The 19,885-nt window shown below is 32.1% G+C and carries 17 protein-coding genes; 9 read left to right on the forward strand and 8 right to left on the reverse strand.

Translation table 11 applies throughout. The annotated features are described in order from the left end of the window. The first annotated feature begins 2 nt into the window (after positions 1–2). The 5 genes from glpQ (at position 3) to gwsS (ending at position 3,920) form a co-directional block, all read left to right on the forward strand. On the forward strand, positions 3–977 hold the full coding sequence (glpQ, locus tag D6T69_RS03560; protein ID WP_125066488.1) for a glycerophosphodiester phosphodiesterase: 975 nt from the start codon (positions 3–5) through the stop codon (positions 975–977). Positions 978–1,525: 548 nt separating this feature from the next. After that, the gene (locus D6T69_RS03565) at positions 1,526–1,705 is read left to right on the forward strand and encodes a hypothetical protein (RefSeq protein WP_125066489.1); all 180 of its coding nucleotides are present in this window, start codon (positions 1,526–1,528) and stop codon (positions 1,703–1,705) included. A gap of 62 nt (positions 1,706–1,767) precedes the next feature. Further along, positions 1,768–2,772, forward strand: a complete 1,005-nt coding sequence (gene gwsG, locus D6T69_RS03570; RefSeq protein WP_125066490.1) for a grasp-with-spasm system ATP-grasp peptide maturase — start codon at positions 1,768–1,770, stop codon at positions 2,770–2,772. Then, a complete protein-coding gene (locus tag D6T69_RS03575) occupies positions 2,717–2,944 on the forward strand; it encodes a hypothetical protein (RefSeq protein WP_125066491.1) in 228 nt (75 codons plus the stop codon). The genes gwsG and D6T69_RS03575 overlap by 56 nt, the downstream gene beginning before the upstream one ends. After that, complete coding sequence (gene gwsS / locus D6T69_RS03580; protein ID WP_125066492.1) at positions 2,931–3,920, forward strand: grasp-with-spasm system SPASM domain peptide maturase; 990 nt, start codon at positions 2,931–2,933, stop codon at positions 3,918–3,920. Before D6T69_RS03575 ends, gwsS begins: the two co-directional genes overlap by 14 nt. Here gwsS and D6T69_RS03585 read toward each other — a convergent pair. From D6T69_RS03585 to aspS, 3 genes are all read right to left on the reverse strand, one after another. Continuing rightward, positions 3,917–5,689: a chloride channel protein gene (locus D6T69_RS03585; RefSeq protein ID WP_125066493.1), complete on the reverse strand. Its 1,773-nt coding sequence runs from the start codon at positions 5,687–5,689 to the stop codon at positions 3,917–3,919. The two genes, gwsS and D6T69_RS03585, sit on opposite strands and share 4 nt — an antisense overlap. 98 nt (positions 5,690–5,787) lie before the next feature. Continuing rightward, entirely contained in the window at positions 5,788–7,551 is a 1,764-nt protein-coding gene (locus D6T69_RS03590; protein WP_125066494.1) for an APC family permease, read from the reverse strand. Between the two features lie 96 nt (positions 7,552–7,647). Beyond that, positions 7,648–9,402 carry an aspartate--tRNA ligase gene (gene aspS / locus D6T69_RS03595; protein WP_125066495.1) on the reverse strand — a complete coding sequence of 585 codons (1,755 nt, stop codon included), beginning with the start codon at positions 9,400–9,402 and terminating at the stop codon, positions 7,648–7,650. 267 nt (positions 9,403–9,669) lie between these two features. Between aspS and D6T69_RS03600 the strand changes: the two genes are divergently transcribed. After that, positions 9,670–9,909, forward strand: a complete 240-nt coding sequence (locus D6T69_RS03600; protein ID WP_125066496.1) for a hypothetical protein — start codon at positions 9,670–9,672, stop codon at positions 9,907–9,909. A 150-nt stretch (positions 9,910–10,059) separates the two neighbouring features. Continuing rightward, positions 10,060–11,793 (forward strand): M28 family peptidase, encoded by a 1,734-nt coding sequence (locus tag D6T69_RS03605; protein WP_125066497.1) that lies wholly within the window; start codon positions 10,060–10,062, stop codon positions 11,791–11,793. Here the strand turns inward: D6T69_RS03605 and D6T69_RS03610 are convergent. The 3 genes from D6T69_RS03610 to pheS all read right to left on the reverse strand — a co-directional run bounded on the left by D6T69_RS03610 (position 11,780) and on the right by pheS (position 14,737). Next, on the reverse strand, positions 11,780–13,144 hold the full coding sequence (locus tag D6T69_RS03610) for an alanine/glycine:cation symporter family protein (protein ID WP_125066498.1): 1,365 nt from the start codon (positions 13,142–13,144) through the stop codon (positions 11,780–11,782). The two genes, D6T69_RS03605 and D6T69_RS03610, sit on opposite strands and share 14 nt — an antisense overlap. Before the next feature lie 104 nt (positions 13,145–13,248). Next, complete coding sequence (locus tag D6T69_RS03615; RefSeq protein ID WP_125066499.1) at positions 13,249–13,644, reverse strand: hypothetical protein; 396 nt, start codon at positions 13,642–13,644, stop codon at positions 13,249–13,251. A 73-nt stretch (positions 13,645–13,717) separates the two neighbouring features. Next, entirely contained in the window at positions 13,718–14,737 is a 1,020-nt protein-coding gene (gene pheS, locus D6T69_RS03620) for a phenylalanine--tRNA ligase subunit alpha (RefSeq protein WP_125066500.1), read from the reverse strand. Positions 14,738–14,928: 191 nt separating this feature from the next. Here pheS and gdhA point away from each other — a divergent pair, with 191 nt between their 5' ends. Further along, on the forward strand, positions 14,929–16,272 hold the full coding sequence (gene gdhA, locus D6T69_RS03625; protein WP_125066501.1) for an NADP-specific glutamate dehydrogenase: 1,344 nt from the start codon (positions 14,929–14,931) through the stop codon (positions 16,270–16,272). Between the two features lie 74 nt (positions 16,273–16,346). On the opposite strand, the gene D6T69_RS03630 is transcribed toward gdhA, so the two are convergent. Beyond that, positions 16,347–16,676, reverse strand: coding sequence for a hypothetical protein (locus D6T69_RS03630; protein WP_125066502.1), 330 nt, complete (start codon positions 16,674–16,676; stop codon positions 16,347–16,349). A gap of 336 nt (positions 16,677–17,012) precedes the next feature. Here D6T69_RS03630 and D6T69_RS03635 point away from each other — a divergent pair, with 336 nt between their 5' ends. After that, entirely contained in the window at positions 17,013–17,972 is a 960-nt protein-coding gene (locus D6T69_RS03635) for an endonuclease/exonuclease/phosphatase family protein (RefSeq protein WP_125066503.1), read from the forward strand. Positions 17,973–18,024: 52 nt separating this feature from the next. Here the strand turns inward: D6T69_RS03635 and glmS are convergent, their stop codons facing one another. Beyond that, positions 18,025–19,881 (reverse strand): glutamine--fructose-6-phosphate transaminase (isomerizing), encoded by a 1,857-nt coding sequence (gene glmS / locus D6T69_RS03640; protein ID WP_125066504.1) that lies wholly within the window; start codon positions 19,879–19,881, stop codon positions 18,025–18,027. Positions 19,882–19,885 lie beyond the last annotated feature (4 nt).

Raw genomic sequence — 19,885 nt, forward strand, 5'->3', positions numbered from 1 at the left:
TAATGAAACAATTTTATATACTGTTTTTCTTATCTCTTTTCTTTGGATGTAATCCAAAAATAAAACCAACGAATATGCAAAAGAAAATTGTAATTGCTCATCGTGGAGCCTCAGGATATTTACCAGAACATACTATGGAAGCTAAAGCTATAGCGTATGCTATGAGTCCTGATTATATAGAACAAGATTTAGTATTGAGTAAAGACGATGTCCCTGTTGTTATTCACGATATATATTTGGATGATGTTACCAATGTTGCTGAAAAGTTTCCAGAAAGAAAGCGAGAAGACAAACGTTTTTATGTAATAGATTTTACTTTTAAAGAGCTACAAGAGTTAAATGTTACAGAACGTTTTAATCCGAAAACAGGAAAGCAGGTGTATCCAAATCGATTCCCGAAGGGAAAAGGCAACTTTAAATTACATTCTTTGCAAGAGGAAATAGAGTTGATTCAAGGATTAAATAAGACTACAGGAAAAAATATCGGGATTTATCCTGAAATTAAGAATCCAGAATTCCATCACCAAAATGGAAAAGACATTGCCAAAATCACATTGGATATCCTTTCAGAATATGGTTACAAAACAAAGAAAGACAAATGTATGTTTCAATGCTTTGATGCAAAAGAACTGGAGAGGGTTCGAAAAGAATTAGAATCTGACTTGTTTTTAGTTCAGTTGATTGAATTCCCAGAAGAAACTAAACAGCTAAAACATTACACAACTTATGCTGATGGGTTAGGGCCTTGGTATAAACAACTTTTAGATAAGAAAGAAGGAAATCAATGGCAGTTTACAACATTGGTTGAAGAAGCTCATAAACTAGGATTACAAGTGCATCCGTACACTTTTAGAGCTGATCAATTAGATGAGTTTTCTTCTTTTGAAGAAATGATGCAAGTATTACTTTTTGAAGCTAATGTAGATGGTGGTTTTACCGACTTTCCTGATAAAATGGTTGCCTTTTTAACTAGATAATAAACTTATATACTTCAAGCAATTTGCCAAAATAAGAGAGCTATATTTTTAAAAGTGTAGCTCTTTTTGCTATGGTAACAACCACATTACTTGAGTTCAGTTAACAAGAGTTTTTGTAGATGATTATAGGTGTAATACTTCAGTATCTCAAAAAAAAAGTTTGTGACACACTAATTTGTCTTAAAATAAGTAAATACTTAATGCTGTTTAAGAATTTTTGTGGAGACGCTCATAAAAAACAAAATACCTTAGTGAATATGTGAAAAACGATAAGCAGTAACAGCGTTCACAACAAACAAAAAACGATTTTAGAATTAGAAATTAGCTTTATTAAGCTGTTATAATTTTTAAATAGTACCTCCTGATTTTATAAATAGTTCCCCAGCACTTCAATTTCACTTTGCTAAAAATTCAATATTTGTATCCAACCTTTTAAAAAAAGAAAGTAAAAATACGTAAGAATTGATACAGATATTAAAGGGAGTAAGCCGAAAATCCCATAGTAAACAGAGTAGGTAACCAAATTAATATTTATTATGAATTCAAAAATGAAATCATTAAAAGAGTTTGAAATGTCTCAAAATGAGATGGACACAACTAAAGGAGGTCTTTACTACGGATCTGGTGTTTATTGGAGAGACGAGAGAGAAGAAGACTATGTAGGAAGTTTTAACATTGGAACCTATGTAGACGGGATTAATATGGGAACTGATGGTTATAAAGATTAGTTAGTTCTTAATAACCCATTCTGTTAATTCTATTTTGGCAGAATGGGTTAAATAGTTGAAGTATGATATTAATTTTATCTATAGAACAAGATGAAAGCACCATTGATATAATAAGATGGCTTAGTTATTTAAAAGAAGATTTTATACTGCTTAATAATAATGAGCTTATAAACAGCTTAACCGTAAATATAAACACCTCAGAGGTGCTTATTAGCACTAAAGATGCAACAGTTAATTTTAATGAAATTACTTCGGTTTGGTATCGAAGAGGAAACTTTACGCTGTATGATTGTATTGAGGTAAAAGATTTTATAGGAGATAAAATAACTGAGTTTTATAATGAGGAAAAAAAAGACTTATTTGAGTACTTACATTTTTTACTACATCAAAAACCTTCTATAAATAATTATAACTTTAAAAAAGTTAATAAACTTATTGTATTAACCTTAGCAAAACAGTTGGGGCTGTGTATTCCTAAAACTACCATAACAAATCAAAAAAAAGTTTTAAGAGAAGAATTAAAAAACAAATTGTTAATTACAAAGCCAATCAATGACCCAATGAGTTTGTACGGAGATACTTATTGGTTACCTACCTATACAACATCGATAAATACAGAGAAAGCTGATTTATTTGACGATACTTTCGGGATTAGTTTATTTCAAGAAAACATTAAAAAAACACTCGAAATACGTAGTTATTTTTTGGATGGAGAGTTTTATTCAATGGCTATTTTCTCTCAGTTAGACGAACAAACTAAAACAGATTTTAGATGTTATAATAATCAAAAACCCAATAGAACAATTCCGTTTAATCTACCATCAGACATTGAAATAAAATTAAAAACGTTGGCAGAAAAACTAAATTTAACGAGTTGTTCTTTCGATTTAATTTACACACCCTCTAAACAATATGTTTTCTTAGAAGTAAATCCTATAGGGCAATTTGGTATGGTTTCTTATCCATGTAATTATTATTTAGAAGAAAAAATAGCGTACAAACTCAAAAATTATGATATCTCAAAAAGAAGCTCAACAGTTATTGAACAAAACGAAAGAAGAGTGTAAAAACAAATTATCTGCAGTAATCTATTTATCAGAAATAAAATCTATTAGTAACAGCTCTATGTCGTTAATTCATAATAGAATATCAATAGGCAAATATCACGATAGGTATGCTTTAAAAAGAAGTTTTTACAAGCCAATAACAATACAACACCCAATTAATGAAGAACAGTAATAAATATGTAAGAATGTTTTCTAATTGTATTCCAGTTTTAGGGAGAGATAAATCTGTTATATATGACTTGCAAAGAAAACAAATGTTTAATATTCCTAACGATTTATACAACTTCATTCAGTTATTTGAAGAACATACTATTTCAGAAATATTTGAATTATGTGGTAAAGATAATGAGCAAGTCGTAGAAGAATACTTTCAATTTTTAACAAATAAAGAGCTTACATTTTTAATAGATAAAGATGAGTTAGAGTTGTTCCCTAAATTGAGTATGAAATGGAGGTCTCCTGCTAAAATATCAAATGCAATTATTGAGATAAGTGAAACAACATATCCTTTGTTCGAAAAAATAGTAGCATACCTTACAGCATTAGGCTGTGAATACTTGTATCTTAAAATTGACGCTCCTAAATCATTTCTTCTTATGAAAAATATTATGGAAAAATTAACCACTTCTGCTATTTTTTCCGTTGTGTTTGAAACACCATTTAACAAAGGAGAAAAAATAACCGATTATGAACAACTTATAGTTGAGAATAAAAGGATAGAAACAATTTTTCTCTTAAGTGACGAACAGTTAAAAACATCATCTTCAAAAATTCTTATAACATCACCTAAACGATTTGTAAATAAAAAAGAATATTTTTTCAAGATAAACATATCCTTATTTACAGAATCTCAAAAATATAATACCTACTTTAATAAAAAGGTTTTTATAAATAAAGAAGGAGGGGTGTTGAATGCTCCAGAAACTGAAGAGTTATTTGGGAACATAGCAAGACTAACGTTTAAGGAACTGGAAGCGGTTGTAGATTCAGAACAGTTTCAAAAGTATTGGAGCATTAATAAGGATGTAATAGATGAATGTAAAGATTGTGAGTTGCGTTATATGTGTGTGGATAATAGGGTGCCTAAGCAATCTAAAGGAGGGAATTATTTTTTTACTTCAAAATGTGAACTAAGAGCATTGAACTAAACAGTAACCTCAATTAGCTTGTTTCTATACACAGAGAGTAGTTTTGACTTAGAAATAAATCCAACATACACACCGTTTTTAACTACAGGCAAGTTCCAAGCACCACTTTCTTTAAATTTTTGCATCACCTTTTCAGTGTCATCATCATAAAAAATAATGGCGGGAGCTATCTTCATAATATCTTTAACAGTAGTTGTATCGTACAGCTCTTGATTAAACATCATAGGGCGGATATCATCTAGCAAAACAATTCCCATAAACTTATTTTCATTATCAACAACAGGAAAAATATTCCGTTTCGATTTAGAAACAGCTTGTTTAAGCATCTCTCCTAGGGTCATGTCAGGGTAAATTTTAATAAAGTTCTTTTCAATAATTTTACTAATCTTCATCATCATCATTACATTTTTATCTTTATTGTGCGTAATAAGTTCACCACGTTTAGCTAGCTCAATAGTATAAATTGAATTAGAAACAAAGTATTTGGTAATGGCATAAGAAACTGCTGAAACGAGCATCAATGGAACAAATAAATCATAGCCTCCGGTTATTTCAGCAATTAAGAAAATAGCCGTTAAAGGTGCGTGTAAAACCCCTGCCATTAAGCCTGTCATACCAATCAGCGTGAAGTTAGTTTCCGAGACATCAAATCCGAATTGGTTGATAATTTTAGCAGTAACATTTCCCAAAGCACTTCCCATAACAAGTGTTGGAATAAAAATTCCACCAACTCCACCCGCAGCAAAAGTAGTTGTCATGGCAATTACTTTAAAAACACCAATAATTAATAGAAAAATTATAACCATCCACACATTGTCAAAATCAATTGAATAATGGATACTTTTGAGAGCGGCACTAGCATTTTCAGACAATAAATTATTGATAATTCCGTACCCTTCACCAAATAAAGGAGGAATTAAAAACAACATTATACCAATGGCAACCCCACCAAATACTAATCGTTTAAAAGGATTGTATTTTTTGAAAAAATTAATGATTCTAAAATAGATTTTAGAAAAATATACAGAAGAAAATCCTGTAAAAATAGCCAAAGCTATGTAAAAGATAAGATCGTTAATTTCAAAAGCATCTTGAAGTTGGACGCTAAATAATACATCTTTCCCTAAAAAGAAATAAGAAGTAATTACAGCAGAAACAGATGCTAATAATAACGGAACTAACGAAGCAAAAGCAAGGTCTAAACTAAAAATTTCTACTGCAAAAATAATAGCAGCAATAGGAGCTTTGAACATTGAAGACATCGCTCCTGCAGTAGCGCAACCAATTAATAGCATACGAGTTCTCATGTTCATATGAAATAACTGTGCTACACCAGAACCTAAGGCAGCACCTGTACTTACTGCTGGACCTTGTAATCCTACAGAACCTCCAAAACCTACAGTTATGGGGGCTGTAATTAACGAAGCATAAATTTTATAACGCTCAATAATTCCATTCTTTTTAGAAATGGACTGTAAAGTGGTAGAAATACCGTGACCAATATCTTTTTTGATGAAATATTTCTTTATGTAAAACACTAAAAATAACCCTATAATAGGAAAAATAAAGTACAAAGAATGATGATAATCTTTAATAAGCCCATCTTCTAAAATACGGTGAAAGTAAAAAGTAAGGTTCTTAAGAATTAAGGTGCCAATACCTGCTAAAAACCCTACTAAAATACTTAAAACATATACAAACTGTCGTTCAGAGATATGTTTGTATCTCCAAATTAATATTTTTTTATAAGCTTCTTTAGATGTAGGCATTGTGTTCTAGATGCTTAGTTAATTTTTGAAAAGCTAGTTAAGAATATTTAAAGATACTATCCTCTTTTTGATTTACTAAATAAGAAGAAAAAAAATTATCAGACGATTAATCGGACGCCACCTAGTTCTTCAACTTTGTAAGGGAATTTATCACTTGGAGCGCCTATAAACATAAAGTTAATAGGAATATTCCATTTCTCAGATAGTTCTCTAATTAACTCAGGACTAAATTTTCCTTGAACAACTTGAAAGTTTACTTTAATCTTGGGATATTCTTTATCTAGAAAAGTGATCTCATTAGGTAAGTTTTCAGGAATTGTATCCCCTTCGTCAAGTGCTAATACAATTTTTATCTTTTTTGTATGCTCATTTTTAATAATGTATAGCATAACCTTATTCAAAGTAGCAATATTGTCTCCCTTTGTAAAAAAGACAAACTCTTGGTCGTTTATTTTGTTAATGGTTTTGGTAATTTTCCTATCCATGCTTGAAACTAATCGTCTCAAAGGATTAAAGATGGCATAAATTATTTGTAGTACTAGTTTTAATAAAACAGTACGATTTAACATAATTATAATGAAAATTATAGTTGGAATAAAGTAGTTTAAAAATACAGAAGTGTTGCTAGGTAAACCATCTTTTGGTTCCATTAAAATATTACCAGTTAAAGCACATAATACAGCAATTATAGCTAATAAAACAGAAGCCCACGTTGCCTTTTCTGGTCTAGGTAATTGATTTCTCCTTATTTTTAATAAGATGTTTCCTATAGCAAACAATGCCATTACCGATAAAAAAGAAATAGTATATACACCAGCTAATAAAGCAACATTTCCGTTAGTTATAAGTAACACAGAAACTGCCAGAATAAAGAATAAAATAATAATTCGATAAGAACTACCTCTTTTGTTCTTTTTTAAAAAGAATTGAGGCATAATTCGGTCTAATGTCATACGTTCAAGTAAACCAGTAACGCCAACAAAGCTTGTTAAAACAGCTCCACTTAATACCAAAAAAGCATCTATAGCAATAATTGCAGCAACCCAATCACCTCCAACAAATTCTCCCATTTGAACTAATAAGGTGTTTTGATAATCAGCACTCTGTAAAACAGGGATTGCGAAAAGAGATAATGCAAAAATAGCCATTAAAGGATTAATAATACTTACAATTACCCACATGTTTTTTAACGTCTTAGGAAACACTCCTTTTTGTTGTTCTTCAACAAAGTTTGCAGAACTTTCAAAACCAGAAACCCCTAACATTGATGCTGCAAAACCAAAAAAGATAGCATACCATATACTGTTTTCAGATTGATGCCCCCAGTTACTAAAAAGAGTGCCAATTCCGTTTTGAAACAAATAGAAAACAATAAAAAGGGCAAGAACGATTAACGATAGTAAATGAAATAAAAAGATTCCGACAGCTACTTTAGCTGATTCTGTTATACCACCAATAGTTAATGAAGCAAAAAGCATTAAAAGTCCAACAGTTGCTATAATAATAGGCATTGAGGGAATTAGATGGTGTAGATAATGAATTGCTTCATTGGCTGAAATAACAGCTGTGGCCATATAAGAAAGTATGGTAAGTGTTGCTGCAAAAGAGGCCATTAACTTACTTGTGGTATTCAATAGAGCATTGTATGCGCCACCGTTTAAAGGCATTGCACCAACAACTTCACCGTAAATTTTCCGAAATAAAAACAATACTACCGACACAATTAATAGAGTTATCCATGCATACTGACCAGCAAAAGCAATAGCCAATGCTGATACATATAAAACAGAAGAGCTAATGTCGTTACCACAAATAGCAGTTGATTCTAGTTCATTAAGCTTTTTAGAAATAGCTTGTTTCATAATATGTTATTGGTTTGTTTTCGTGAAGTTTTACCTTTTCAAGACGTACATTAAAGGTAATAAAAAACCCTGCAAATTTTGCAGGGTTTTTATTTTTTAAGATTTCACATCTAGTTTGATGCTTAGTTCTTGTAGTTGTTCATCATCTATAGTTGCAGGTGCGTCTATCATTACATCACGACCTGAATTGTTTTTAGGGAAGGCAATAAAATCTCTAATGGTTTCTTGACCTCCTAAAATAGCTACCAATCTATCTAATCCAAAAGCTAAACCTCCATGTGGTGGTGCTCCGTATTCAAAAGCATCCATTAAGAATCCGAACTGAGCTTTTGCCTCTTCTTCGGTAAATCCTAAATGCTTAAACATGATTGCCTGAGTTTCTTTATCGTGAATTCTAATAGAACCTCCACCAATTTCGTTTCCGTTTAATACTAAATCATAAGCGTTAGCTTTTACTGCTCCTGGATCAGTATCTAATAATGCTAATTGACCTGGTTTCGGAGAGGTAAATGGATGGTGCATTGCATGGTAGTGTCCTGTTTCTTCATCTAATTCTAGTAATGGGAAATCGATTACCCATAACGGAGCAAATTCGTTTGGTTTACGTAAACCTAAACGCTCTGCCATTTCCATACGTAAAGCACTTAATTGTACGCGAACTTTGTTAGTATTTCCTGAAAGCACACAAATTAAATCCCCAGCCTTTGCTCCTGTAGCTTCAGCCCATTTTGCTAAATCGTCTTGATCATAGAATTTATCTACCGACGATTTAAAGCTTCCATCTTCGTTACACTTTACATATACCATTCCTAAAGCTCCTACTTGCGGACGCTTTACCCAGTCAATTAACTTATCAATCTCTTTACGAGTGTATGAAGCTCCTCCTGGTACAGCAATACCTACTACTAATTCAGCATCGTTAAATACTTTAAAGTCTTTGTGCTGTGCTACTTCGTTTAACTCGCCAAATTCCATTCCAAAACGGATATCTGGTTTGTCGTTACCATATTTACGCATCGCTTCATCAAAAGTAATTCTTGGGAATTTCTCTACGTCAACTCCGTTGATTTCTTTCAATAAATGACGTGTCATTCCTTCAAAAATCTCTAACACATCTTCTTGCTCAACAAACGCCATTTCACAGTCTATTTGTGTAAATTCTGGTTGACGGTCGGCACGTAAATCTTCATCTCTAAAACATTTTACAATCTGGAAGTATTTATCCATACCACCTACCATTAACAACTGTTTAAAGGTTTGTGGTGATTGAGGTAAGGCGTAAAATTGTCCCGCGTTCATACGAGAAGGCACTAAGAAATCACGTGCTCCTTCTGGAGTGGATTTAATTAAATATGGAGTTTCCACATCAATAAATCCTTTGTCAGATAAATATTTACGAACTTCCATCGACACTTTATGACGGAAAACTAAGCTGTTTTTTACCGGATTACGACGAATATCTAAATAACGATATTTCATACGTAAATCTTCACCCCCATCCGTTTCATCTTCTATAGTAAAAGGAGGTAATTTAGCTTCGTTTAAAATTTCTAAGTTCGATACTAAAACTTCTACATCACCTGTTGGAATATTTACGTTTTTAGATTGACGCTCAATCACTTTTCCAGTTACTTGTACTACAAACTCACGTCCTAACGTTTTGGCTTTTTCCATTAACTCTTTAGAAGTACGCTCTTCGTCGAAAATTAACTGTGTAATTCCGTAACGATCACGTAAATCTACCCAAATCATAAAACCTTTATCACGTGATTTTTGTACCCATCCAGAAAGGGTTACTTCAGTATTGATGTGCGATGCTCTTAACTCGCCACAAGTATGCGTTCTGTACATTTTTAAAAGTTTTTTTCTCGCATAGCGAGATTTCCTACAAATTGTCATTCCGAAGGTATTTCGGAATCTAGAAATTTTAGCTGCGCAAAATTAAGGATTTAACTTTGCTTGTGAAAGGTAGAAAAGTAATAAAGTATTAATCGTTTTCTTCTATCTCAAAATAAATACTCCACAGTAACATTAAAAGCCTAAGGTTACTTTTTGTAAAGTAATTAGGGCTTTGTTTTTTTATTAATTTTTTCGTAAATTATTGGGTAATGTGTGATTATGAAGAATTCAGCGATGTTTTTGGTGTTGTTTGTCACTATTTTTTTATTAGTGCTTACTGTTTTGGCTTTTACTAATATAGGCTTTAGTTGGATGTTTATACTTACAGTGATAGGTAAGCTATTAGTAATTTTGATGGTTTACAAAGTACTACGTGATCAATACACGACTGATAAAACTTTTGAAGATTTTTATGAAGATTATCCGATAGGGAGAGGGAGAAACTATATAAAGAAATAGCAAAAGTCTCTTAAAATTCATTCACTTTTAATTTCAATACGGTTTGTAGTTTTTTGTAACATATTAAATAAACTGTCGTCATTAAGAAAGCAAAATTGACCAGTACAAGAAGATATAAAAAGTGTACATTTAAAGCCACAAAATCCCGTTATGCTAAAAAAACTTTATTTATTACCTGTCCTTTTATTGTTTCTAAGTTGTAAGAATGAAAAAGTAGTTCCAGTTTTAAAAACCTCTAATTATTTCGATATTTTAAATGAAGAGTTTACTGGAGATTTAGCTTATGAAACAACTTCTTTTGTAGAAAAATATTGGCGTGTTGTTGGTAACACAGGCTTTAATAAAAGTGTATACAAAATTGCAGAAGAATTAGAAAAATCAGGATTTGTTAAAGAAGATAGTGCTACAAGTAAAGATATTTTAACCTACAGAATAGAAAAAAGACCCTTAAAAAAACCTACTTGGGAATCTGTGAATGCTTCTGTAATGATAGTTGGAGAAGATATTCCTCTTTTACAGCATAGCACCAATAGAAATATGATTGCTTTAAACTCTTACAGTACACCTAAAGAAGGGGTGACAGCTGAAGTAGTATATGTTAAAGACATAAAAAAGTTGAAAGAGTTAGATGTTAAAGGGAAGATTGTTTTTGCTGAAACAAGCCCTCATAGAATATTTAATCAAGCTATTGTAAAAGGCGGAGCTTTGGGGCTTATTACCTATAGCAATCCAAAATACTTACAACCTCAGAAAAATACTACTTCTATTCAATTTAGATCAATCCCGTTAAATGAAGAAGTAAAATCTTGGGCAGTTGCCATGTCTTATAAAGCGAAAGAAGAATTAAAAGTAGCATTATTAAAAGGAAAAGTATCTCTAAATGTACAAGTTAAAACCAATATTTATCCATCAGAAGAACTGACAATTGTTGCTGATATAAAAGGGAATAAGTACCCTAAAGAGCGTTTGATTTTTAGTGCTCACATACAAGAACCTGGAGCTAACGATAATGCTACAGGTGTTGGAGTTGCTTTAGAAATGGCCACACTTACTTCTAAGCTTATCAAAAACAACATATTTGTACCTAATAGAAGCTTAACCTTTTTATGGGGAGATGAAATTATTTCAACAAATAGATATGTGAAAGAAGATACAATTAGAGCAAAAGATATTAAATGGGGAATTTCTTTAGATATGGTTGGAGAAGATACCCAAAAAACAGGCGGTACTTTTTTAATTGAAAAAATGCCTGATCCTAGTGCTATTTGGACAAGAGGTAATGACAAACATACCGAATGGGGAGGGCGCAAAATGAAGCTTGAAGAAATGACTCCGCACTATTTGAATGATTTTTTAATTAAGAAGTTTAAAGAACAAGGAAAGAGAACAAATTGGGTAGTGAATACAAATCCGTTTGAAGGAGGTAGCGATCATGTGCCTTTTTTAAAGAGAAATATTCCTAGTGTTTTGTTCTGGCACTTTACTGACCAATTTTATCATACGGATAATGATCGAATTGATAAAGTGTCTCAAAAAACACTGAAAAATGTGGGAATTGCTTCATTGGCTTCAGCATATACCTTATTAAATGCGGATAATACTACTGCAAAATTAATACTTCAAGATATTGAAAAAGCGGCGATATCAAGACTTCAAGAAGAAAAGAAGCAAAGCGAAATTGCATTAAAAAAGGGAGATTCGTTATCAACCCAACTATCCATTATTTCAGCTTGGAAAGATTGGTATATCAATTCAACCAAAACAACTTTAGATGTTGTAAAGGATTCAATAAGTCATCAAGAAAATATAAAAGAAACCTCTAAAAAAATAGATTCTTTATCTTCTGAAATAATAGAAGAGCTTAAACGTATTAAAACGAATTAGTTTTTAGCTTCTGAAAATATTTTCTAGCTTCTCTTTTTACTTTTGGAGCTAAAATCAGCGTTGACAATACTGTAGGGATTGCCATTAAAGCATACGCACTATCAATTAGATTGATAACAAAGTCTAATTTGATGATAGAGGCAATTACAATGGTAAGGATGTAGATGTAATTGTAGTTCTTTCCTATTTTAGTATTGGTTAAAAAACTCAAACAACTCAATCCATAAAAGGAGTAGGTAAATAGTGTTGAGAAAGCAAAAATCAATACACAAATGGTTAAAATAACACTTCCTATGTTGTGAGGAAGTACCGCATCAAATGCAGCCAATGTCATAGAAATTCCGTTACCTTCAAAACCTTTCCAAACTCCCGAAGCTAAAATAGCCAAGGCAGTTAAAGAACAAACTAATAGTGTATCAATAGCAGGTCCTAACATAGCAACCAATCCTTCACGGATAGGTTCTTTGGTTTTCGCTGTTCCGTGCATCATAGGTGCTGTACCTAATCCTGCTTCGTTAGAAAATGCAGCACGTTTAACACCAGTAATTATCAAAACCCCTAAAGCACCTCCTAAAACAGATTTTCCTGAAAAAGCATCTTCAAAAATTAAAGAAAAAATACCCGGAACTTGTTCCATTCTTAAAAACAGGATAGTTAATACTGTAATAAGATATACTACTACCATTACAGGAACTAATTTACCTGCAACACTACCAATTCGTTTAATTCCCCCAAAAATTACCATAGCTACAATAATGGCAATGGTAATTCCTAGTAATAATTTTGCAGTGAAATGATTGGTTTCTTGTACCTGAAAAACGTCAATCAACGTTTGTGTTAATTGGTTTGCTTGAAAAGCAGGTAGAGTTCCTATTAATCCTGCAGAAGCAAAAAACACAGCTAAAGGCTTCCAGCGCTTTCCTAAACCTTCAGTAATTACATACATTGGTCCTCCTTTTACATTTCCGTTTTCATCTTTTCCTCGATACATTACCGATAAACTACAGGTGAAAAACTTAGTTGCCATTCCTACAAAAGCACTTACCCACATCCAAAAAATAGCACCAGGACCTCCCGTTGCAATGGCAATAGCAACTCCACTAATATTTCCCATTCCTACAGTAGCTGCTATGGCAGATGATAAGGCTTCGTAATGTGATAAATCTCCAGGAGAGTCTGCTTTGTCGTATTTTCCTCTTAAAATGGCGACAGCATGACCAATATATCTGAAAGGGACTAATCCTGAGTAGATAAATAGGTATAATCCACCACCAATAAGTAATATTAATAAGGGGATTCCCCATACCCAAGAAGAGAATTGTGCAACTAAGTCTTGAATGCTTAAAAACATGAAACAGGATTTTTAACGAAAATACTAAAAGTGCGTATAAAAAAAGAACGATAGTTGTGAATTAACAACTATCGTTCTTTTGTAAATTTTATTAGGTTCGTTTTTTATTTACAAACGATTCCTCTTTTTCCTAAGAATTCTATATCTCTTAAAAAACCTTCTTGAATTGTCTCTGCTTGAAAAATAAAAGTTTTATCATGTAGTCTTTTGTCTTCAAAAAATGTTACCTGAAAACGGTTGTCTAAATCAAATAGCTCAGGTTGCATTAGCTCAAACTTTTGATAACTATTTGCAGGTAGTTTATCTATTTTTCTACGGAAAACAGAAGTAGTTTTAGTGTCTGAGAATCCTTGAGAAACAATAACTACCATTTCTAAATCGACATCCTTTTTATTTAGAATGTACACATTCCAATCTTCTTTGTTGTCAATTTCATTGGTTTCTAAAACTACAGCGATTTCTACGCCAGTTACTTTAGGAATTTCAATATCTTTTCTCATTGAAAACTTTTTAAAATGGAAAGACGAAAGTTTAACGCTTTCGTCTTTTATTTTTTTGAATTTATCTTTAAAATTAAATTACAGATTTAAACTGCTCTAAGAAACGTTTGTCATTTTCGTAGAACATACGGATATCTGGAATTTGGTATAACAACATTGCAATACGCTCGATACCCATTCCGAAAGCATAACCGCTATATTTTGTAGGGTCGATATTACAGTTCTTTAATACATTTGGGTCTACCATACCGCATCCCATAATTTCTAACCAACCTGTACCTTTGGTAATTCTGTAATCGGTTTCAGTTTCTAATCCCCAGTAAATATCTACTTCGGCACTTGGCTCAGTAAATGGGAAGTATGACGGGCGTAAACGTATTTTAGATTTACCAAACATTTCTTTGGTAAAGTATAATAAGGTTTGCTTTAAATCGGCAAACGAAACATCAGTATCAATATATAATCCTTCTACTTGGTGGAAAATACAGTGTGCACGTGCTGAAATATCTTCGTTTCTAAATACACGTCCTGGAGAAATTGTACGAATTGGAGGTTCGTTGTTTTCCATATAACGTACTTGTACCGATGAGGTATGTGTTCTTAATAACGTGTCAGGGTTCTTTTCAATGAAGAAAGTATCTTGCATATCACGCGCTGGATGATATGCTGGTAAGTTTAAAGCAGTAAAGTTATGCCAATCATCTTCAATTTCTGGTCCTTCAGAAACGGTAAAACCAATACGGTTAAATACTTCGATAATTTGATTCTTTACTAAAGAAATCGGGTGACGAGAACCTAAATTAATTGGTTCAGATGGACGCGTTAAATCGCCATAAACACCTTTTTCTTCAACAGCATTTTCTATAGCTTCTTTTAACATGTTTACTTTTTCTTCAGCAGAATTTTTAAGCAAATTAATGGTTTGCCCAAATTCTTTCTTTTGGTCGTTAGGTACATTTTTAAATTCAGCAAATAAATCTTTTAATATTCCTTTGCTTCCTAAATACTTAATTCTAAATGTTTCAATTTCTTCTTTTGAAGTGGCATTAAAAGCATTTACCTCTCCAATCAATTCTTTTACCTTGTCTAACATAATCTTTCCAAAAGTTAAGGTGCAAATTTACGTTTTTTTGTGTAAAAAAAAGGACTTTTGATAGTGTTTGCAAAAACACCAATAAAATAAGGGAAATAAACAGAAAAATAGAAATTAACGAATAGTAAAATAATTATATTTGCATAGTAAAATTGTTAATATTATAAAATAACAGAACAACAACTAAGTTTATGGAATCTAAGATACAAGCATTTATGGATTACGTAAAAGAACGTAATGCATATGAACCAGAGTTTTTGCAAGCTGTACATGAGGTAGCAGAAACAGTAATTCCGTTTATAGAAAATAATCCAAAATATCAAGGTAAGAAATTACTAGAGCGTATGGTTGAACCTGAACGTACTATTATGTTTAGAGTACCATGGGTTGATGATAACGGAGAAACTCAAGTGAACAGAGGGTATAGAGTTGAGTTTAACTCAGCAATTGGTCCTTATAAAGGAGGGTTACGTTTTCATCCTTCAGTAAACTTATCAATCTTAAAATTTTTAGGATTTGAGCAAGTTTTCAAAAACTCATTAACAACCTTACCAATGGGTGGTGGTAAAGGAGGATCTGACTTTAATCCTAAAGGAAAGTCTGACCGTGAAGTAATGGCTTTTTGTCAATCATTTATGACAGAATTAGCACGTCATATTGGTCCTGATACTGATGTTCCTGCTGGAGATATTGGTGTTGGAGGTCGTGAAATTGGTTACATGTTTGGTCAATACAAGCGTTTACGTAACGAGTTTACCGGAGTATTAACTGGTAAAGGAGCTTCTTGGGGAGGTTCATTAATCCGTCCTGAAGCTACAGGTTATGGAGATGTTTACTTTGCAGAAAATATGTTAAAAACCAAAGGAGATTCTTTCGAGGGTAAAACTGTAGTTGTTTCTGGTTCTGGTAACGTAGCACAATATGCTACTGAAAAAGCAACTCAATTAGGAGCTAAAGTGGTTACTTTATCTGATTCATCAGGTTATATCTATGATGAAGATGGTATTGATGCTGAAAAATTAGCTTTTGTACAAGAGTTAAAGAATGTAAAACGTGGAAGAATCCATGAATACGTAGAAAAATATCCATCAGCAAAATTCTTTAAAGGTGAAAGGCCTTGGGGAACTAAGTGTGATGTAGCTTTACCATGTGCAACTCAAAATGAGTTAAATGGAGAAGAAGCAAAAGCATTAGTTGATAATGGATGTATTTGTGTTGCTGAAGGAGCAAACATGCCATCTACTCCAGAGGCTATTGAAGTATTCCAAAATGCAAAAATCTTATTTGCACCAGGAAAAGCTTCAAATGCAGGAGGTGTAGCAACATCTGGGTTAGAAATGTCTCAAAACTCTTTACGTTTATCTTGGACTCGTGAAGAAGTAGATAATAAGTTACATTCTATTATGAATAATATTCACGAAGCTTGTGTAAAGTATGGTACACAAGAAGGTGGATATGTTGATTATGTAAAAGGAGCAAATATTGCTGGTTTTGTTAAGGTTGCTGATGCAATGCTTGATCAAGGAGCAGTATAATTTACAGATAATAACATTAAAGCCTCATAGAAACTCTATGAGGCTTTTTTTATTAGGGGATAATCGGTAAGTAATTACTTACTACTTTTTTCTATAGTTAAAGGCATTTTATAGATATGGTTCTTCACCGTTAATTCCTTAGTTATAAGTTTATAATTTAATCTACTTTTTACATAGTGACAAACTTGTTCAGTATCACAGTTAACATTCAAAATAACGATTTCTCCGTTTTTGTTTATTAAAAATTCTACGGTAGTTTTTACTTCTTTATCTAGAACAAAGTTAGGGTTACCTAATAGTTCAACTATTTTTGTTCTAATTTGCTCTTTTGCAGGGTTTTCGTTTGTTGAAAAAACTGAAGTACTCATTAGAGTGACGAACATTAATACAAATAACTTTTTCATTTTTTAGAGTTTTAGGGTTTGTTTTAAGTTTGTTTGTTAAAATTTAACGATGTAAAAGTATTGTAAATGAGGTTTTTAATGAAGTGTTGACGATTAATAAAATATTGTTTTAAAGTAAAATAAATAAGCGCCTTATAACTGTTTTACATATAATTAATATTGAAAATATCCCTTTTTTTGCGTTTCTTTTTTGATGAATTTTAAATAGTTCAGTAATTTTTATTAAAATCTATAAGGTTGTTTTTAAAACTTTATCGAATACCTTAACAATTAAGGTTAGCTTTATGTTATAGAGCTTCTTTGATTTTTGTATTTTCGAGAGATAATTTTTTTTAAATGACAGCAAATAAGAGAAAAAACAGATATACGATTGCTTTTTATAATGTTGAAAATTTATTCGATACTGTAGATAATCCAAATACTTATGATGATGATTTTACACCAAATGGTAAATTAAGATGGAATAGGAAAAAATATGGTCATAAACTGAGAAAAATAACATCTGTTATTAGTCAGTTGGGAAGTAGTCAATCCGCACATCCACCCATTATAGTTGGTTTAGTAGAGGTTGAAAATGCCAAAGTTGTAAAAGATTTAGTAAAGCATAAAAATTTATCAAATTTCAATTATGATTATGTTCACTACGATTCTCCTGATGAAAGAGGTATTGATGTTGCTTTGATGTACAACAAAGATTTTTTTGAGGTACTATTTTCAGAAACACATTCACTTTTATTAACCGATGAAGAAGGGGGTGTAGATTATACGCGTGATTTGTTAGTGGTTAAAGGAGTACTTAATAATGAAAAGATACATGTTTTAATTAATCATTGGCCTTCACGTAGAGAAGGAGTGTCTGAAACTGAAAACAATAGAATAAAAGCAGCGCAATTGACTCGAAGTGTTATGGATAAGATTAAAGAAGAAGAAAGTGCTGCAAAATTTATTATTATGGGAGATTTTAATGATAACCCCGTAAATAAAAGTGTTGAAGAGTACCTAGTGTCAGATGACTTGTATAACCCAATGAAGTCTTTATATGAAAGAGGTAAAGGAACAACCACTCATTTCAAAGAATGGCATTTATTTGATCAGATTATGTTTTCTAGAGATTTTTTTGACACGGAAAAAAGTAAGCATACTTTTTTAAATGCAAAGATTTATAATAGAGATTGGTTGAAAATATACAATGGAAAATATGAGGGAAGTCCGTTTAGAACTTTTATAGGACCTTTTTATAAGGGTGGTTTTTCAGATCATTTTCCTGTTTATATTACTCTTGAAAAAGATAAATAAAAAATCCTGAGAAAAATTTTCTCAGGATTTATATTTTAAATAAAATCGATTGTTATTCAACAGTAACCGATTTAGCTAAATTTCTTGGTTGATCAACATTTTTACCTAACATTACCGCTATATGATATGACAGTAGTTGAAATGGTATTGTTGTTAATAAAGGAGAGAAAGCTTCTTCTGTATCTGGAATTTCGATTACATGATCAGCTATTTCCTTAACAGTTTCATCCCCTTCCGTAACAACTGCTACTATTTTTCCACTACGAGATTTAATTTCTTGAATGTTACTTACCACCTTTTCGTAATGTCCTCTGCTTGTTGCAATTACAAAAACAGGCATGTTTTCATCAATTAAGGCAATTGGTCCGTGTTTCATCTCAGCAGCAGGATAGCCCTCAGCATGGATATAAGAAATTTCTTTTAATTTTAAAGCACCTTCTAAGGCAACAGGGAAATTAAATCCTCTACCTAAGTACAAACAGTTTTTAGCGTCTTTATATACGGCTGCTATTTCTTTAACTTGGGCATCAATTTTCAATAAACTTTCTACCTGAGCAGGAATTTGTTGCATCGTTTGTAAATAAGTATTTACTGCAGATGTTGATAAAGTTCCTTTAGCTTGTGCTAGTTTTAAAGCAATTAGTGAAAGTACTGTTATTTGTGTTGTGAATGCTTTAGTTGATGCTACTCCAATTTCTGGTCCGGCATGCGTGTATGCACCAGCATGTGTTTCTCTTGCAATAGAAGAACCTACAACATTACACACTCCAAAAACAAAAGCACCTTTAGATTTAGCTAACTTAATGGCAGCTAAAGTATCGGCTGTTTCTCCAGATTGAGAAATGGCAATTACTACATCTTTTGGAGTTATAATTGGATTACGATATCTAAACTCTGAAGCATATTCTACTTCAACAGGAATACGAGCCATATCTTCAAAAAGATATTCTCCAACTAGACCTGCATGCCAAGAAGTACCACATGCTACGATAATAATTCTGTCAGCGTTTAAGAATTTAGACATATTATCATCAACACCAGCCATTTTTATAATCCCCTCATTAGCTAGCATTCTACCTCTATAAGTATCTATAATAGCTTTAGGTTGTTCGTATATTTCTTTTAGCATAAAGTGATCGTAACCACCTTTTTCTATTTGTTCAAGGCTTAATTGTAGTTTTTGAATGTTCGCATCAATTTCTTTATCATTCTCAATTTTACGAACTTTAATTCCTTTGTCCTTTTTTATAATAGCTAATTCACCATCTTCAAGGTAAATAGCATCTTTTGTATACTCAATAAAAGGAGAAGCATCAGAAGCTACGAAAAACTCTTCGTTGTTTTTTCCAACTCCGATAGCAATTGGGCTACCCAATCGAGCTACGACTAATTCATTAGGTTTTGTTTTGTCAAAAACAGCAATTGCATAAGCTCCAATTACATTAGTTAAAGCTAATTGAACAGCTTTTCCTAATTTACATTCCTCACTTTTTTTAATTTCTTCAATAAGGTTTATTAAAACCTCTGTATCTGTGTCACTTTTAAATTCATAGCCTCTAGAGGTTAACTCTTTCTTAATGGTATCATAATTTTCTATAATTCCATTGTGAACAATCACAAGGTTGCCAGATTGAGAAAAATGAGGGTGAGAGTTTACATCGTTAGGAACGCCATGAGTTGCCCAACGAGTGTGCCCAATACCTATTTGTCCTTTTTTTCTTTCCTCTTCTTTGTTTGTAATTACTTCTAAGTCAGAAACCTTTCCTTTGGTTTTTGATAGATGCATTGTTTCACCATCATACATCATGATACCGGCACTATCATAACCTCTATATTCTAAACGCTTTAGTCCATTAATTACAATCGGATAAGCATCTCTGTGTCCAATATATCCTGTGATTCCACACATAACA

This window comes from Tenacibaculum singaporense (assembly GCF_003867015.1).
Classification (GTDB): Bacteria; Bacteroidota; Bacteroidia; order Flavobacteriales; family Flavobacteriaceae; genus Polaribacter; species Polaribacter singaporensis.

Excerpts from the sequence above, each read along its gene's own strand:
- gdhA (WP_125066501.1), top strand. The coding sequence starts at position 14,929 with ATGGAATCTAAGATACAAGCATTTATGGATTACGTAAAAGAACGTAAT.
- D6T69_RS03575 (WP_125066491.1), top strand. The coding sequence starts at position 2,717 with ATGATATCTCAAAAAGAAGCTCAACAGTTATTGAACAAAACGAAAGAA.
- D6T69_RS03600 (WP_125066496.1), top strand. The coding sequence starts at position 9,670 with ATGAAGAATTCAGCGATGTTTTTGGTGTTGTTTGTCACTATTTTTTTA.
- pheS (WP_125066500.1), bottom strand. The coding sequence starts at position 14,737 with ATGTTAGACAAGGTAAAAGAATTGATTGGAGAGGTAAATGCTTTTAAT.
- glpQ (WP_125066488.1), top strand. The coding sequence starts at position 3 with ATGAAACAATTTTATATACTGTTTTTCTTATCTCTTTTCTTTGGATGT.
- D6T69_RS03605 (WP_125066497.1), top strand. The coding sequence starts at position 10,060 with ATGCTAAAAAAACTTTATTTATTACCTGTCCTTTTATTGTTTCTAAGT.
- D6T69_RS03590 (WP_125066494.1), bottom strand. The coding sequence starts at position 7,551 with ATGAAACAAGCTATTTCTAAAAAGCTTAATGAACTAGAATCAACTGCT.
- D6T69_RS03635 (WP_125066503.1), top strand. The coding sequence starts at position 17,013 with ATGACAGCAAATAAGAGAAAAAACAGATATACGATTGCTTTTTATAAT.
- D6T69_RS03610 (WP_125066498.1), bottom strand. The coding sequence starts at position 13,144 with ATGTTTTTAAGCATTCAAGACTTAGTTGCACAATTCTCTTCTTGGGTA.
- D6T69_RS03630 (WP_125066502.1), bottom strand. The coding sequence starts at position 16,676 with ATGAAAAAGTTATTTGTATTAATGTTCGTCACTCTAATGAGTACTTCA.
- D6T69_RS03565 (WP_125066489.1), top strand. The coding sequence starts at position 1,526 with ATGAAATCATTAAAAGAGTTTGAAATGTCTCAAAATGAGATGGACACA.
- D6T69_RS03585 (WP_125066493.1), bottom strand. The coding sequence starts at position 5,689 with ATGCCTACATCTAAAGAAGCTTATAAAAAAATATTAATTTGGAGATAC.
- gwsG (WP_125066490.1), top strand. The coding sequence starts at position 1,768 with ATGATATTAATTTTATCTATAGAACAAGATGAAAGCACCATTGATATA.
- glmS (WP_125066504.1), bottom strand. The coding sequence starts at position 19,881 with ATGTGTGGAATCACAGGATATATTGGACACAGAGATGCTTATCCGATT.
- D6T69_RS03615 (WP_125066499.1), bottom strand. The coding sequence starts at position 13,644 with ATGAGAAAAGATATTGAAATTCCTAAAGTAACTGGCGTAGAAATCGCT.
- aspS (WP_125066495.1), bottom strand. The coding sequence starts at position 9,402 with ATGTACAGAACGCATACTTGTGGCGAGTTAAGAGCATCGCACATCAAT.
- gwsS (WP_125066492.1), top strand. The coding sequence starts at position 2,931 with ATGAAGAACAGTAATAAATATGTAAGAATGTTTTCTAATTGTATTCCA.